Genomic DNA, 16331 nt, shown 5'->3' on the forward strand with positions numbered 1-16331 from the left:
TTCTCCTCTGTTGTCTCTCTGTCCTTCTGTTACGGACCGACACCTTCTGTAAAATCTCGTATTTTTACATTCTTTTAACTTAGGTTTATCCTTTTTTTAACATTCCTTATCTATTATGCCATATCAAACGTATGATTACAATATTTGATTTTTTGAAATAAAAAATTATCTGTCTGCTTTTCGGAACGGTTTGCCTTCAAGCCACGGAAAACATTTCTTTACGACTGAGATCACACCACATTCCAGCAGGATAAGTTCTGCAAGAATACCTGTACATTCCACATAATATCGCGGGCCGGCAACCTCTGCCAGACCATATGTTGCTTTCCAGCCATTGATAAGCAATGCCTTAAATCCCAGCGTACCATGCGTTGCCATAATAATCAGAGAATTCCTTCCACAAAAGCTTAAGAACTCCATCTTCCACCATTGTTCTAAATATTCAAACAGCAGGATCGTGCCGGCTGATCCCAGAACGCCATTAAACCAGAACATGATCTGGCTTTTTCCCAGTCCCATCAGATTCAGATCTACACCGCCATTTCTCTGAGCAAGAAAATACGTAGCAATAAATGCCGCGATTCCGACAATCCCTTTTACATGTGGCTGTTTTACATGAAGCATTACAAAATAAAACATATATCCCAGTCCGACAAAACCGAATCCCACGATTCCCTTGCTGATTGCAAAGAGCGGAAACGCTACTAAAGTATAAGTATTCCCCTCCAACGTCTGTTTTAACATCGGGAACAGATATGCAGAAGCATACCATGCAAATACCACTGTACCAATTGCAGCCAGAATTTTGACTTCTTTTCTGCTTTTAATTACTAAAATAAATATTACCTGTGCCAGAAACAAAGTTGGCAAAAACCATAAGGCACTGATTCCACGCAGACATACCGTTGTATATGCCTGAAGTACAACCATCTTAATGACGTCAACTGCCGCTTTGCCTCGCATCATTCGTACAATCACATTATAAAGAATTACAAAGGCACTATACCCAAAATAAGGTATCAGAAGACTTTTGGCATGCTTCTTGATGTATTCTCCGGTCGACATCTTGCGAAAACTCTGCCGCATCGCCAGAAGATAACCCGAAACAAAATAAAATACTGCGAGTTTATATGCACCAAACCAGATATCAATTGGATTCCCGAGACTTGTAATATGTCCAAATACGACCATCAGGATTCCCCAGCCTTTTGCTGCATCCAGATACTTTTTTCTTTCTGTTATTCCAGTGGAACTACTCATATGTTTCTCCTTCTCTACTACAATTTACAAATACAGTATATCCAATCTGCTACAGCTTGGCAAGAAAATCCTCTGCACCCTCATGGTACAAAATCCTGTCCGTTTATGGTACAATAGCACCAGAAAGGAGGACTCACATGAATTTACAATTATTTCCCACTCTGAAAAATTATAACCTCCGCAATCTGCCGGGAGATATTTTCTCCGGAATCATCATTGCCGCCGTATCTATTCCTATTTCTATGGGATATGCACAGATTTCCGGCATTCCGGCGATCTACGGACTATACGGATCTGTTTTCCCGATCCTGTTTTTTGCTTTATTTTCCACCTCAAAACAATTCATTTTCGGTGTAGATGCCGCACCTGCCGCCATCGTCGGAAGCGCACTTGCCTCTCTTGGTATTGCTGCTGAATCCCCCGATGCACTTGCCTGTGTACCTGTGATCGCATTTTTCGCCGGACTGTGGCTTTTGCTTTTTTACTGTCTCCACGCAGACCGGATTGTTGATTTCATTTCCACTCCGGTTATGGGCGGTTTCATCAGTGGAATTTCCCTGACGATTATTTTCATGCAGATTCCAAAACTTATGGGAAGTGGTGCCGGCTCCGGAGAATTACCGGAACTTCTCCATCACATTTTTCTTGCCGTACACTCGATCAGTTTTCTTTCCCTTGCTATGGGAATCGGTGCCCTGTTTCTGATCCGTATTGGCAAAAAAATATTTCCGAAGCTTCCGATATCCATTGTGATCATGATACTCGGAGTTCTTTCCACCACCTGTTTTCATGTGCAGGATCATGGCGTAGTGCTTCTGCAGGCAGTTAAACCCGGACTTCCATCTTTCATCATCCCGAAATTCGGAGATGTTGCACTTACCCAGACAGTTGGCCGCGGACTGATGGTTGCTGTCGTTATCATGGCAGAAACACTTCTTGCAGAAAATAATTTTGCTTTCAAAAATGGCTATAAATTGAATGACCGTCAGGAAATCCTTGCCTGTGCCGCAGGTAATATTTCAGCCTCTTTCGTCGGATGCTGCCCGGTAAACGGAAGCATTTCCCGAACCTCTATGAATGAACAGTACGGCGGAACTTCTCAGCTTGTTTCCCTGATTGCAGGAATCTCCATGGCAGTGCTTCTCTTTGGTTTTACCGGATTTATCGGTTATCTGCCAGTCCCGGTTCTGACTGCCATCGTCATCTCTGCGTTGATGGATGTCGTAGAAGTGCATCTTGCGATTCGCCTTTATAAAGTCAGCCGAAATGAATTTTATATTTTCATGGCAGCCTGCATCAGTGTACTCTTCCTCGGAACGATCTATGGTGTATTGATCGGTATCCTGCTGTCGTTTGTGGCGGTAATCCTGAAGGCCACTGCCCCACCGCGTTCTTTCCGCGGTATCATTCCCGGCAAAGATGCCTATTATGACCTCGTTCGAAACCGGCATGCTTATCCGATACAGCATGTTGTCATCTACCGGTTTAATGAAAATCTATTCTTTGCAAATGCAAAGATTTTTCAGGAAGATCTCGAAAGCAGCCTGAAAGAGGATACAAAAGTTGTGATTGTCGATGCCTCTTCTATCAACTCCATCGACATCACCGCAGCTGACCGGCTTGAGGCGATTGCCGCCAATATGAAAAAACGTGATATCCAATTTTATATTACTGAACATTCTTCTTCACTCAATGATCAGATGCGAACTCTCGGTATCGGTCATCTAATTAGAGAAGGCTGTGTGCGAAGAACCATTCTCGCAGCACTTAACGATGCCGGTATACATAAGCCATATAACCTTGAGATACCGGAATCAGAAAAAAAACTGGCAGAGCTTCGAAGCCATTCCCATCTTCCTGCCGAGGAAGAAGATACTCTTGAAGAGTTTGCGTGGGCTTTCGGTGAAGAAACTGTTCAGGAACTGGAACAGGCAACTCATGCAATCATCGAGCACCTGCATCAGATGCCGGATATCGAGCGACTTTCTGATGAAGGTATCAAAGAACATTTCGAAAGCTGGCATACTCTTGGTGCACTGGATGAAGATGAAATTCTCCACCGTATCGAATTACATATCGATGAACTTCCTAAAGAAATGCACAAAGAGCACCGCCATATTGTAGAACTTATCGAGAAACGTCGATCCCGTATTCGCGAAAAAGTACTGGAAGAGCATCCGGAGCTTGCTGCCCGACTGGAACAGAACCGCATTCGCCTGGAAAAGCGTCTCGAAAAACAAAATCCGGAAGCCATGCGCAAATGGAAAGAATGGAAAAAGAGGGATTGATTTCCCTCTTTTTTATAATCATCTGATATAAATCCCATCCGAACCCATATACGCACCTTCCGGATATTTTTCTTTATCTGCTTTTTTTCTCATTTCAGCAACTGCTTTGTAATCTGAATCCATCAGTTTCTGTAAAAGTTCTCTTGACATTCCGATCTGAATTTTTCGTTCCTCGAACTGTTCCTGATTCTCTGAAAAATAAGGAACCGTAAATGTCACCTCTGCAAAAGAATCATACATCCTCAGACTGCTTTCTCTGTCAAAAAACAATTCACAGAGTGGACGGTAATATGCCTCAAAATAATCTTCAATATGAAACTGAACCGGCTCGCCGTACGTCTTACCGAAAGGTTCTCTTAAAATTCCACATAAATAGCTGTGATCGTAATATGTCATACACACGACTGCCGGGTCTGGACGCACACTATTGAGCGTACCGATAGCTTCAAGCTGCTGCACCCCCTTTTTCAGTGCCTGCTCACGACGGTTACTGCCGCCTTTTGCTTCCCAGACACTCCAGCAGTCTTCTGCCGGATTATATCCAACCATCTCCGGCCGCCATTCACTTGCAAAAAAGTCATTATACTCACTGTGATCTATCTTACGAACCAGATTCAGATGGGTAAGGTACTCATCTCCGTACAGTCTGTGGCTGATCAGCTTCGTAAAAAACATACCCATATAATAAGAAATCACACTCTTTTCCGAAGAATCCAGATAAGCTGTTTTTTTTGACTTTTTCAACCGGTCTCCCTCAGTATCCAGTGCTGTTTCCACCAGAAACATCTTATATAACATTTCCAGCCGCTTTTTTTCCGGATATGCTGCAGTCAGTCTCTGTACCGGCATCCCACAAGTAATAATTTCGTGAAGTAATTCTTTATTCGAAAACTCCAGTTCAATTGTGTTTCCTGTCAGTCCGTTTTCGCTGTCGTTTTCCTCTTTTTCAAGTGATATGGTATATGTTTTTTCTTCTGTTAAAATCATCGCTGTACTCCCCGCACTCTACAGAAGGGCAGTCTCCTGCCCCCCCTTCTGAGTTTTATTTCATATAAGTATTTAACCACCGATATACCTTTGCCTGTCTTGTCTTGTAGGTACCTACCTGGTTTCCGGTATCAGAAGCAAGTGCATTGTAGATATTTTTCAGATTATATGGTTTTCTTGTCTTTCTGAGCACTCGTGTAACAGCACCGTAACCACCCTGATGTTCAATATTGATTAACATTCCGACTGCCTGCACATCTGTAACACCTAATGCCCGAATTTCTTTTTCCATTTCTGCAATCTGCCGATACATCAATACATCCTGACACTTCTTGCCGATATCAGATTTGATAATATTTACAATACGATTTTTATATGTGGTACTTTTGTATGTAGACCAGTTTGCCTTCTGTACATCTGTCCAAAGTTTGTTATCTCTGTCATATCTTTTCCACTGGGCATCACCCATCGTCGTATGAATCAGTTTCAAAAGCCGCTGCGCTTCTGTCGCATACCACTGACCTGCACCGATGGTGATTGCATGTTCAGCACTGCTGTTTGTATATGCACGTGTAAAGTCTGCATAATCCTGGTTGCCATATACCTGTCCACCGGTTTCTACGGCATAAAGAATATTCTTCATGACAACCTTCTGAGAAGAGGTAAACCAGATTTGACTGATGTTTGTCGCCTTAGGTGTTATTACACTCCTGCTCGGTCTGACCGCTGCCGCATATTTCTCCCTGCCGCCTCTTTTATAGGCTCTGACAGTATATATATATTTTGTACCAGCACTTACTTTTTTATCAATATAAGCTGTAGTTTTTTTATTTACATCTGCAACCAGTGTCCACTTTCCCCCGGATGCTCTGCGATATATCCGATATCCGTCCAGTCTTGCAACTGGTTTCCATGTAAGCTTTACCTGTGAACTGGATAAAACTGTTGGGGTAACAGTTGTCGCATATGGACGTGTTGCCCCCGTCGCTGCAGTATACTTACTATACACATATTTGCTGTTCTGTCTGCTGTATGCCTTTACCGCATACTGGTACGGTTTTCCGGCTACGAGTTTACTGTCTGTATATGTTGTCGCAGAACTGCCCACTGTGGCAATTCTCTTATAAGCAACTCTCATGGACTCGCGGCGGTAAATCACATACCCATCTGCCTCTGAACACTTGTTCCATTGAATCTTCAATGCGGTATTACTGGATCCCGCAATCGTTGCCTTAACATTAGTTCTTCTTACGCCGGAAGCCGCACTGACTGAAATCGCTGATATAAAAACAGCCATTGTCAAAGCCAACATCAGCATCAGTCCTGTAATTGCTTTTTTGCTTTTATTCATAATATCGTTCCCTTCTCAAAATATAGAATATCCCTTTGTATATTTTAAAAAAGAACTGCATAAAAAGCAAGTGTTTTTTACATTTCTTTTAATTTTGTTAATTCTCTATTACATTCAATGCTTTCTGAAGCTGATTGTCCTCCTCATGTGTAATCTCGTCTTTATTCAAAAGTACGGATGCCAGCTTAACTTCCACATCCGGCTTGATTCCCACTTTATTGATGGAATTTCCATTTGGTGTATAGTAATTGGAAACGGTCAGTTTCACTGCACTTCCATCACTTAACTGGCGAAGTTCCTGTACCACACCCTTGCCATAAGTCGTTGTTCCGACAATAGTACCAACTCCATGATCCTGCACGGCTCCTGCAAAAATCTCAGATGCACTTGCACTGTTTTCATTCACCAATACAGCAAGCGGCATATCCAGCTTGTTTTTACCATCACAGGTCTCTTCTTCCCGGTTACCGTATTTATCTTCCGTATACACGATCAGTCCCTCGGGAAGAATCTCACGTAAAATATCACAGACTGAAGTCAGAAGTCCACCTGGATTATCGCGAAGGTCAATGACCAGACGTTCCATACCTTTATCTTTCAATTCGGCAAACGTATCCTTGTACTGCTGTGGTGTCACACCTGTAAACTGTGTGATCTGGATATAGCCCGTACTCTCATCAATCATTTCTCCAGACACAGACGGCAGTTCTACATCCGTCACATCCACACTGATTTCACGCGAACTATCTTCATTTTCACGAAGTACGGTCAGCACGATCGTTTTGTCTTTGTTCTCTCTGATCATAGAAACCACATCCGAAAGTTCCATATCCGTCACATCGGTATCATTGATCGCCGTAATTACATCGCCTGTCTGCAGCCCGGCTTCTGCGCCCGGTCCGCCTTCATAACACTCCGCGATCTGCACCCCTCCATTTTTATTTTTCTGGATAGAAACACCGATACCTGCATAGGCACCATCCGTCGAAGCTGTCTCCTGAGCATATTCATCAGCAGTATAATATCTGGAATAAACATCTCCAAGGCCGTAGACCAGACCAGCATAAACGCCCTCTGCCATCTCATCATTATCCACCTCGCCCAGATATTCCTGGTCAATCAGTTTCTCCAGATATTCTATTTTCTGTACATGTGAAGTATCTGAAAGGACTCCGTTGTATTGCCGCTGCTGCACGAATTTCACTCCGCCCACTGCAAGCGTTACGACCAAAACACCGGTCAGAACTCCCGCTGTATATTCTTTATGTTTCATTTATTCTGTCCTTCCTTAAGTCTGTCTGCTTATTAATATACCACAAACGGCATGGAACCAAAAGTCCCATGCCGTGTGATATTGATATTTTATTATACTCTTAAATGCTTTCTTGTAGTCCAGATACTTCCAATAAAGCCAATTCCGATTCCCAGAAGGAGTCCGATTGGAAGAAGCATCTGATAAATCTGCCATACCGGGATAAAATCAACCACTCCTGTCAATACATTAAACTTCGTCAGAATAAATTCAACTGCTGTATTGTACAGGAAATACAACGCCACAAGCGGAATTGCCGCACCGATCGCACCAAGGACCATACCTTCGAGAACAAACGGCGCACGTACAAATGCATCGGTCGCACCAATGTATTTCATGATTCCGATTTCTTCCTTACGTACAGAAATACCTACAGAAACGGTATTACTGATCAGGAAAACAGAAATCAGCAGAAGAATTGCAATGATGATAATGGATGCATAGGAAACCAGTTTGTTAAAGCTTCCAAGTGTATTGGCCGCCTGTTCAGACTGGTTAACTTCACGAACATGATCCAGACCCTGAATATAATTTACCAGTTCTGTCTGCTTTTCAATCTGATTCAGATAAACCTGATAGTTAGATGAGTTCACAAGCGGATTATCGTCTTTGAATCCATCTGCTGCGTCGGATCCCTGAAAATATTTATCCTTGAAATTCTGCCATGCCTGATCTCCTGATTCAAATTCGACACGTTCTACTTCCTGACGTGCCTGAATCAGATTTCCGACTTCCTGCATCTGCTCATCCGTCGTTCCTTCATCAAAGAAAACCGTAATAGGTACTTCCTGCTCTACTTTGTGTGCAATATTATCCACATTGGTCACAAGTGAATAAAAAACTCCGACCAGAAAAATACAGGCTGCCATTGTGATAATGGATGCAAGTGAAAACATCCAGTTTCTTTTTATATTTTTAATTCCCTGTTTGAGGGTATACCAGATCGTACTAGGCCTCATGATATTCTCCTTCCTTCTCGTCGCTGACGATCACACCGTCATGCATGGTAACCACTCGTTTTTTCATTGCATTAACGATTTCTTTATTATGGGTTACTACAAGAACTGTCGTACCACGCTCATTGATCTGCTCGAGAAGTTTCATGATTTCTTCTGAAGTCTTCGGATCAAGGTTACCGGTCGGCTCATCTGCCAGAAGGATATCCGGACGATTCACCAGTGCTCTCGCAAGTGCAACTCTCTGCTGCTCACCACCGGAAAGTTCATCCGGGAATGATTTGTATTTTTCTGCAAGTCCGACTTCCTGAAGCACTTCCGGAACACGTCTTCTGATCACACGTGTCGGTCTTCCGATGACACGCTGCGCAAATGCAACGTTTTCGTATACATTACGGTCTCTCAGCAGACGGAAATCCTGAAATACAACGCCAAGTTTACGGCGGTATTTTGCCACACGGCGGTGTTTCATTTTTTCCAGACGTTCTCCGCTGACAATCATCTGGCCGCTTGTGCTGTCGAGTTCTTTCATAAGAAGTTTAATCAGAGTTGTCTTACCGGATCCACTGCTTCCGACAACAAAGACGAATTCTCCTTTATCTACATGTAAGTTGGCATGGTTTACTGCCGGAAGGCCTTTTCCATACGATTTACTTACATCAATGATATCAATCATCGTTTCCATAATCTCCTCCTGTATATATACATAAAAAATGCTGCCAGCGTACCGGCAGCATCCCATTGCTTTCTGCGGTATAGTTTATTAACATTTCGTAACAATGTTGTAACATATTTCTATGCAGAATGCAACCCTTTTTATTGATTTCATGGATTTTTCATATTTGGCATTAATACTCCAAGGTTTCCATATACTTCATATATCTTACAACCATAAGTGCGATCTTGAAGGTAATCGCGTCTTCAAACACACGAAGATCCAGTCCTGTACTCTTCTGAAGCTTGTCCAGACGATAAACCAGTGTATTTCTGTGAATATAAAGCTGTCTGGATGTCTCAGAAACATTCAGACTGTTCTCGAAGAACTTATCGATTGTGACAAGTGTCTCCTCGTCGAAGTCATCCGGTGATTTGTTCTCAAAGATTTCTTTGATAAACATTTTGCACAGCGGAATCGGCAGCTGATAGATCAGACGTCCGATACCAAGTGAGCTGTATGCAATGACATCCTTCTCACCAAAAAAGATCTTACCGACATCGAGTGCCATGCGGGCTTCTTTATAAGAACGGGAAACTTCTTTCAGTTCGTTGACGATCGTACCATATGCAATATGTGTCTCTTCTGTCTGATTTAATCCAAGTGAATCAAGGATTGCATGTGCAAGCTTATCCATCTCCGGATAACCTTCACCCTCCTCGAGTTCTTTTACAATAATGATGCTCTTCTCATCTACTGCAGTAATGAAATCTTTGCTCTTACCGCCGAAAAAGCTCTTAACGCTTTCCATTGCACTGTGATCCTTCTCCTGCTGAAGTTCAAGAATCATAACTACACGACGGACATCCGCATCGATATGAAGTTTCTTCGCACGGTTATAAATATCAACCAGAAGCAGGTTATCAAGAAGAAGATTCTTGATAAAGCTGTCTTTGTCGAATCTTTCTTTATAGGCTACAATGAGGTTCTGAATCTGGAATGCAGCAAGTTTGCCAACCATGTAAGTATCCTCATCATCTCCATGCGCAACCAGCACATATTCCAGCTGATAATCATCGCAAACTTTAAAATACTGGAATCCCTTTACAAGCTGACTGTCTGCCTGGGATTCTACAAAAGCCTGTATATCTCCCGGCTGAATTGAAAAATCTGCAAACGTTGTTGCGAGTACCTTTCCCTCTGTGTCAATGATGCAAAATTCTGTTCTGGAAATTTCTTTAAGTCCTTCCAGCGTATTCTGAAGTACCTGATTTGATATCATCTGCTTACATCCCTTCTCGCTTACTGCGCGTTTTTCTCCTTTTTCCCCATAGGCTTGCTATACTAGATGTTATTTTAATACAAAATGACCAAAAATAAAAGACCAAAACTTAAATTTTTTACATTTTTTTGTGAATAATTCCTATTTTTCTATGAAACCTTCCCCATGAACCTCTCTTGCATCACCTACGATCACAAATGCATTCTCATCAATTTCGTCAATTTTTTCTTTTAAATGAACCAGCTCTTTCTTTCCGACTACGCAGAACAGCATCAGTTTATCCGTTCCGGAGTACATTCCCTTTGCTGAAATCCCTGTGATTCCACGATCAAGATCTTCCATGACCATCTTTGCCACTTCATCCGGCTTATCCGTAATAATGTAAACAGCTTTTGAGAATTTCAGTCCCTCAATGATTCCATCAGAAACTTTCGTCACAAGGAATACTGCAATAATTGCATACAGCGCACGCTCTACCCCAAATACATACATGCCGACTACAACTACTGCTCCATCTATAAACTGCATGATCTGCGCGATGGAATAATGATTCAGATATTTCTGGATGATAGCTGCCAGAAGATCCGTGCCCCCGGTCGTTCCGCCTCCGAGAAACACACATCCGATTCCGATCCCCTGCAGAAGTCCTCCATATAAGGCAACCAGAAGAAAATCGCCGGACAGCTTCCATGCCGGAAGGATTGCCAGCCAGATCGTCAGCGAAAGATCTCCCAGAAGTGCTTTTTTTACAAATTTGAAACCTTTTATTTTAGCGGCGAGAAGAAACAACGGAACGTTCAATACAAGGTTGGTGACCCAGAGCGGAATTCCATCTCCGTACAGCCCTTTTGTCCAGGATTTGACAAGAATCGCAATACCGGAAAATCCTCCTGTAACCATTCCTGCTGCATCAAAACAGGATGTGATTGCAGTTGCCATAAGTCCGGTTCCGACAATGATCAGAATATATTCCAGATACCACACTTTTTTTCCAGCAATTTTCATAAGTACTCCTTTCTCTGTTGCTATATCTCAGTAAAGTAACCCTCAACCTAAAAGAACGGGATACAGCGAAATGCTGTTTCCCGTTCTTAGTGTGCCCTACTTGGAAGGCTTATTTGCAAATTTAATAAAATGATAGCTCTCAACAATCTCGAAATATTTGATAATTCTCGGATACAGAGGTTCGGCTGCTTCTCCGAATTCACTCTTCACCAGTGCTGCGATATTGGATACGGTACGCTTTCCATCGATCAGCGGCCAGATAAAAGTGCCCTGTGCGTCAAGATGGACTTTTGTGTACTGAGGTTTGTTGAATACCTTCTGTGCAATTTTATTGAACAGTCCCGTATTCTCCACATCCAGTATCACACGTCCTTTTATGTCCTTATGCCAGTGAAGTTCTTCGGATCTTACCGGAATCAGATCAAGATAGTTGATATCCATATTTTGTTTTTTGCTTTTTTTATTCTGTTTTCTCATCAGGCTTTTTTCTTTTTCCATAAGGAGAATTTCAGCAGTGTCAGGATCATGATGATCATGAGAACAACACCACCGATGTTACCAAAGTTAACAACTCCGGATACATCCAGGCTGATACCTGCAACTGCAAGGATAGCAAGTGCGATACCTACAAGACCTTCGCCGGCGATCATACCTGCACAGTATAATGTACCGTCTGTAACCTGGTCGTTCTTTGTTTTTTCATCAACGTTCTTTCTGCCATCCATAAACATACGAACAACACCACCGATCATGATGGTTGCGTTCAGATAGATTGGAAGGTAAAGACCGATTGCAAAAGGCATTACCGGAATTCTTAAGATTTCCATACCAAGTGCAAGGAATACACCGATGAATACAAGTGCCCATGGAAGGTTTCCTCCCATGATACCCTCAACGATCATCTTCATAAGACCTGCCTGAGGAGCCGGAACTTCTGCTCCGCCATATCCCCATGCTGCATCCAGAAGATACAGAACACCACCGATTGCAAGACCGGAAGCAACAACACCGATCAGCTCACCGATCTGCTGTGTCTTAGGAGTTGCTCCAAGAAGGTATCCTGTCTTAAGGTCCTGAGAAGTATCACCAGCGATCGCTGCGATGACACAGATTACAGAACCGATTGCGATTGCTGCTTTCATACCATCGATTCCAGTCTGTCCGCTGCTCTTGATTACCATTGTGGAAATCAGAAGTGTAGCGATTGCCATACCTGAAACCGGGTTGTTGGAGCTACCGATCATACCTACCATACGGGAAGATACAGTTGCAAAGAAGAATCCGAAGATTACGATAAGAAGTGCTCCAAGCGGATTAACCGGGATAGCCGGTACTGCCCAGATAATAACTACCATTGCAACGATACCGATCAGGATGAAGTTCATCGGAAGATCTCTGTCTGTTCTTGCAGTTCCCTTTACAGATCCGCCCTTCATGCTCTTCATGGAATCACGGAATGTGCTGATGATCAGCGGCAGAGATTTGATCAGGGAAATAATACCACCTGTAGCGATGGCACCTGCTCCGATGTATTTCACATATTTGCTCCAGATTGCTGCTGCACCACCAGCCGCATACAGCTGTGAAATAGTCACTCCCGGATCAGCCGGATACAGCCAAGTATCTGGTCCGAACAGGCAGATCATCGGGATGATAACCAGCCATCCGACGATAGAACCTACGAACATGAATGATGCTACACGTGGTCCTACGATATAACCAACACCAAGAAGTGCCGGATATACTTCCATACCGATTTCACCCTTAAGGGATGTAAATGCTGCAGAAACGTCTGCCGGAATAACTTTCAGACCGTCAACAACAAATTTAAAGACTGCTGCAAGTCCCATACCGGAAAATACAGTAGAAGCGTTTGCACCGCCTTCTTCACCTGCAAGAAGTACGTCTGCACATGCAGTTCCTTCCGGATAAAGAAGTGTTGCATGCTCTTTAACAATAAGAGCGTTACGAAGCGGTACCATGAAAAGTACACCAAGGATACCACCGCAAAGTGCGATCAGAGTGATCTCTACCAGACTCGGTTTATCACAGAGACCTTCTTCTGCCCATAAGAAAAGAGCAGGCATTGTAAAAATAGCACCTGCTGCAAGTGACTCACCGGCGGAACCGATCGTCTGCACCAGATTGCTCTCCAGAATGGAGTTTTTCTTCATGATGACACGGATAACACCCATGGAAATAACTGCTGCCGGAATAGATGCGGAAACAGTCATACCGACACGAAGTCCGAGGTATGCGTTAGCTGCACCGAATACGATAGCAAGGATGACACCCATGAGCACAGATGTGACCGTCATTTCTGCTGTTACTTTTTCAGCAGGAATATACGGTTTGAACTCTTTGTTCTCGTTCATTGATTTCCTCTCCCTTGTTTTTTTGTTATGAACCTCTTATTATTATAACTGACTTTGTCAGTATTCGCAAGGGCGATTTTATGAACTTTTTATACTTTTGTTCGTTTTATTTAACATTTTTTGGAAATATTGCATATTTTTGTCTATCATTCATCAATCTCAAGCTGTTTTGTCAGATATTTCCCGACAATTCTCGAAAATTTCGTAATATCGCGGATATACGCAAAGTCTTTACCGAAAATCTTTTTCTCCGTATCCAGATCTTTTTCTTCCCCCGCAAAAACACCAAGAACGCTGACATCAAGATTTCGGAGACGCCGCACTTCCATCCCCGTGTCCATTACTGCTACTTTGCCACGATATGGCTGCGAATTTTTTGCATTCGGACGGTTTACGATCACATCATATGGTCTGCCATCACTTAAGATGATCATGATTTTCTTTTCTTCTTCCCGCTGGAGGAGATCATATCCGGCAGTCCGGATTGCAAGTCCGTCACGGTTATTGGAAGAAGTTACATAATTAAAGATGTTTTCATTTTCTGAACGCGGATCATCATATTTACGGAATCTGTGCAGTATCGTGTAATCCCAGAAAGTGCAGAAGCTCATCACTCTGTGCGGAATATCGACATTACTGAGGGCTTCGCTGATGATATAAGCCTGAATTGCCACTTCACCCTGACGGCTCATCTGCGAACCGCTTGCATCGATCAGCACATCCACAACAAAATCCGATGCATCTCCCTTCAGCTCCTGTTCAAAAATTCTTGCTTCTCTGCTTCGTCCCACCCTCCACAATCGAGACGGAACAACCTTTCCTCTGTCCGAAAAAACAGTCTGGCTCTCACTTCTGAGTACCAGTGATTTACGTAATGTTGCCGTCAGCTCTGATATATTCTGTTTCACAATCCTGTGCTTGTCATGATACAGCCAGATATTTTTGTTGCGGAGCCGTTTCGCATATTCATACTGATAATTTATTTTTGCAGGATTTTTCAGGATTCCTTCTGTGAAATACAGGCTGCAGTCACTGTGGATATCTCTGCACATCAGATAATTCATGCGTTTTTCTTCTGCTTCAGTCAGATACGTGATGCCATAATTCAGTTCCACATATGTGTGGGCTTTTTCCTGCATCTCCGGTGTAACCACTGTTACCTTTCGTCTTCTCTCACGTTTTTCTTCCATTTCTTCGGTAACGGCAGCGTTCTCAAGTCCGGCAACATTTGTTGTCAGCTTATCTACGTATGTTTCCAGAGCTTCCTCATACATTTCCTCCGAAAGATAATCCTCCCACGAAAATTCAGTCAGGTCTTCCAGTGTAACCGCAAGCACCTGTTCCAGAGTTCCATGATTACGCTCAAACTTCGGATCGATCAGCGAATTGTACAGCCGGTCAATAATCCTGATCAGTTCCATCGTATCTTTCGTACTGCCGGCTTCCTGTACCAATTCCATAAACGGCTGCATTTTCTGTTCGGTATGATACTCTCCTTCTGAAAGTCTGCGTCTTAGGACATTCACTTTAAGTCTGCCGGCAAGATCCGCCTGTGATGGCATCTTTTCGAATTCCTGATCCAGAATATCTTCAAAACACTGTCTCTGCATAGAGCGGATTCCCGGTCGTTCTTTACAGACTTTCTCACCGATTGCTTCCTCTATGCAAAGCTGTGCCACAAAAGTCAGCTCGTTTTCTCCTGCTTCCATAAATATCTTTTTGACAAGATAAAGCCCGAGCATATCCTTATCATAATATCTGGCAAGCGCTCCCTGTTTGATTCCATCATAGAGTGCAATTGCCTTTGATCTCAGAAAAAGTGACACGTCAGGCTTCATATCCAGTCCGTAATCACCGCTGACTGTCCACAAAAGATTTCGAATCCTGTTTTCCAGTTCCAGACGGTAATCATCAATTTCAACTGGTTCTGTATTATTCATAGACATCCTCTCTGGTCCATTCCAAAGGAATTCTGGTGTTTACGACATCTTCTACGATTTCTTTTTCAAAGATATCAAACGTTTTGTTGATCACTCCCATACGGATCGCTTTTGCCGGAGAAAGCCCCACTTCCACGATCTTCATTGCAGCAAGGAGTCCTCGAAGATCCAGTGCTTTCGTAGAGATTTCACTGTTTTGTGCTTTGAGCTGCAGATCAAGAAACACCCCGATAAACTGATCGATTGCATGTTCTTTTGCCGTCGGAAACATCTGATGAAAAATAAACTGCAGTGTCTCTTCTGTCTGTGCCGGCATATCAATTACCATAAATCTGGAAACCAGAGCTTCATTCAGTTCCTTTGTTCCGGCATATCCATAGTTCATCGTGCCGATAAAACGTGCCGCCGGATGCAGATCAATCTTATCATACCCGGGTACATCAATGGAACGGCGATGATCCAACGTTGCATGCAGTACTGAAACAGCATCATTCTTTGCCATATTGATCTCATCCAGCACTCCGAATCCGCCACATTCTGCACAACGATAAATACTTCCCTTACGAAGCTTAACCTGATCATCTTCAAAGGTATCGGTGCCGATCAGGTCACCGCTGTTTGTATTTACATGAAAAGATACATTATATGTCGGTCTGTTAAAAATATATGCCAGATTTTCTGCCAGAATATTTTTGCCGGTTGCCTTCGGACCTGCAAGAAGCAGATTCTGTCCCTGAAGCAGACCCGCAATCGCCATTTCCAGAATTTCTTTCCCATAAAAAGGGATGGCAGGCTTTGTGATCCTGCCTGCCGCTTCATCCGGAACCGGGTACATTTCCCGAAACTCCAGTACTTTTTTTATTAAACCGGAGGAGACATTCTGCTCCTCTAGAAATTTCAGTTCTTCCAATTCAATTCTC

Annotated in this window: 13 protein-coding genes; 1 reads left to right on the forward strand and 12 read right to left on the reverse strand. The window is 43.0% G+C overall.

Annotated elements, in window-relative coordinates; all coding sequences use genetic code 11:
* Positions 1-165: 165 nt before the first annotated feature.
* Positions 166-1260 carry an acyltransferase family protein gene (locus tag DWW86_RS09100; protein WP_072521640.1) on the reverse strand — a complete coding sequence of 365 codons (1095 nt, stop codon included), beginning with the start codon at positions 1258-1260 and terminating at the stop codon, positions 166-168.
* 137 nt (positions 1261-1397) lie between these two features.
* Here DWW86_RS09100 and DWW86_RS09105 point away from each other — a divergent pair, with 137 nt between their 5' ends.
* Positions 1398-3548 carry a SulP family inorganic anion transporter gene (locus tag DWW86_RS09105; protein WP_117942909.1) on the forward strand — a complete coding sequence of 717 codons (2151 nt, stop codon included), beginning with the start codon at positions 1398-1400 and terminating at the stop codon, positions 3546-3548.
* Between the two features lie 18 nt (positions 3549-3566).
* Here the strand turns inward: DWW86_RS09105 and DWW86_RS09110 are convergent, their stop codons facing one another.
* The 11 genes from DWW86_RS09110 to DWW86_RS09160 form a co-directional block, all read right to left on the reverse strand.
* Positions 3567-4535 carry a hypothetical protein gene (locus DWW86_RS09110; protein WP_117942910.1) on the reverse strand — a complete coding sequence of 323 codons (969 nt, stop codon included), beginning with the start codon at positions 4533-4535 and terminating at the stop codon, positions 3567-3569.
* Between the two features lie 55 nt (positions 4536-4590).
* Entirely contained in the window at positions 4591-5886 is a 1296-nt protein-coding gene (locus DWW86_RS09115; RefSeq protein WP_117942911.1) for a fibronectin type III domain-containing protein, read from the reverse strand.
* A 97-nt stretch (positions 5887-5983) separates the two neighbouring features.
* Positions 5984-7159 (reverse strand): S41 family peptidase, encoded by a 1176-nt coding sequence (locus DWW86_RS09120; RefSeq protein WP_117942912.1) that lies wholly within the window; start codon positions 7157-7159, stop codon positions 5984-5986.
* A gap of 92 nt (positions 7160-7251) precedes the next feature.
* On the reverse strand, positions 7252-8157 hold the full coding sequence (gene ftsX, locus DWW86_RS09125) for a permease-like cell division protein FtsX (protein WP_117942913.1): 906 nt from the start codon (positions 8155-8157) through the stop codon (positions 7252-7254).
* The gene (gene ftsE / locus DWW86_RS09130) at positions 8147-8830 is read right to left on the reverse strand and encodes a cell division ATP-binding protein FtsE (protein ID WP_117942977.1); all 684 of its coding nucleotides are present in this window, start codon (positions 8828-8830) and stop codon (positions 8147-8149) included. Before ftsE ends, ftsX begins: the two co-directional genes overlap by 11 nt.
* Before the next feature lie 172 nt (positions 8831-9002).
* Positions 9003-10091, reverse strand: a complete 1089-nt coding sequence (locus tag DWW86_RS09135) for a PucR family transcriptional regulator (protein ID WP_015542332.1) — start codon at positions 10089-10091, stop codon at positions 9003-9005.
* A 141-nt stretch (positions 10092-10232) separates the two neighbouring features.
* Positions 10233-11096 (reverse strand): YitT family protein, encoded by an 864-nt coding sequence (locus DWW86_RS09140; RefSeq protein ID WP_117942914.1) that lies wholly within the window; start codon positions 11094-11096, stop codon positions 10233-10235.
* 96 nt (positions 11097-11192) lie between these two features.
* Positions 11193-11573 carry a PqqD family protein gene (locus DWW86_RS09145; protein ID WP_353652689.1) on the reverse strand — a complete coding sequence of 127 codons (381 nt, stop codon included), beginning with the start codon at positions 11571-11573 and terminating at the stop codon, positions 11193-11195.
* A complete protein-coding gene (locus tag DWW86_RS09150; RefSeq protein WP_117942916.1) occupies positions 11573-13471 on the reverse strand; it encodes an OPT family oligopeptide transporter in 1899 nt (632 codons plus the stop codon). The genes DWW86_RS09145 and DWW86_RS09150 overlap by 1 nt, the downstream gene beginning before the upstream one ends.
* A gap of 146 nt (positions 13472-13617) precedes the next feature.
* Entirely contained in the window at positions 13618-15411 is a 1794-nt protein-coding gene (locus DWW86_RS09155; RefSeq protein WP_181985335.1) for a cobaltochelatase CobT-related protein, read from the reverse strand.
* Positions 15404-16321, reverse strand: coding sequence for an AAA family ATPase (locus DWW86_RS09160; protein WP_072521700.1), 918 nt, complete (start codon positions 16319-16321; stop codon positions 15404-15406). The genes DWW86_RS09155 and DWW86_RS09160 overlap by 8 nt, the downstream gene beginning before the upstream one ends.
* Positions 16322-16331 lie beyond the last annotated feature (10 nt).

The sequence above is a fragment of the Ruminococcus sp. AF17-22AC genome (genome assembly GCF_003460065.1).
Lineage (GTDB): Bacteria > Bacillota > Clostridia > Lachnospirales > Lachnospiraceae > Blautia_A.

Excerpts from the sequence above, each read along its gene's own strand:
- DWW86_RS09100 (WP_072521640.1), bottom strand. The coding sequence starts at position 1,260 with ATGAGTAGTTCCACTGGAATAACAGAAAGAAAAAAGTATCTGGATGCA.
- DWW86_RS09105 (WP_117942909.1), top strand. The coding sequence starts at position 1,398 with ATGAATTTACAATTATTTCCCACTCTGAAAAATTATAACCTCCGCAAT.
- DWW86_RS09110 (WP_117942910.1), bottom strand. The coding sequence starts at position 4,535 with ATGATTTTAACAGAAGAAAAAACATATACCATATCACTTGAAAAAGAG.
- DWW86_RS09115 (WP_117942911.1), bottom strand. The coding sequence starts at position 5,886 with ATGAATAAAAGCAAAAAAGCAATTACAGGACTGATGCTGATGTTGGCT.
- DWW86_RS09120 (WP_117942912.1), bottom strand. The coding sequence starts at position 7,159 with ATGAAACATAAAGAATATACAGCGGGAGTTCTGACCGGTGTTTTGGTC.
- ftsX (WP_117942913.1), bottom strand. The coding sequence starts at position 8,157 with ATGAGGCCTAGTACGATCTGGTATACCCTCAAACAGGGAATTAAAAAT.
- ftsE (WP_117942977.1), bottom strand. The coding sequence starts at position 8,830 with ATGATTGATATCATTGATGTAAGTAAATCGTATGGAAAAGGCCTTCCG.
- DWW86_RS09135 (WP_015542332.1), bottom strand. The coding sequence starts at position 10,091 with ATGATATCAAATCAGGTACTTCAGAATACGCTGGAAGGACTTAAAGAA.
- DWW86_RS09140 (WP_117942914.1), bottom strand. The coding sequence starts at position 11,096 with ATGAAAATTGCTGGAAAAAAAGTGTGGTATCTGGAATATATTCTGATC.
- DWW86_RS09145 (WP_353652689.1), bottom strand. The coding sequence starts at position 11,573 with ATGAGAAAACAGAATAAAAAAAGCAAAAAACAAAATATGGATATCAAC.
- DWW86_RS09150 (WP_117942916.1), bottom strand. The coding sequence starts at position 13,471 with ATGAACGAGAACAAAGAGTTCAAACCGTATATTCCTGCTGAAAAAGTA.
- DWW86_RS09155 (WP_181985335.1), bottom strand. The coding sequence starts at position 15,411 with ATGAATAATACAGAACCAGTTGAAATTGATGATTACCGTCTGGAACTG.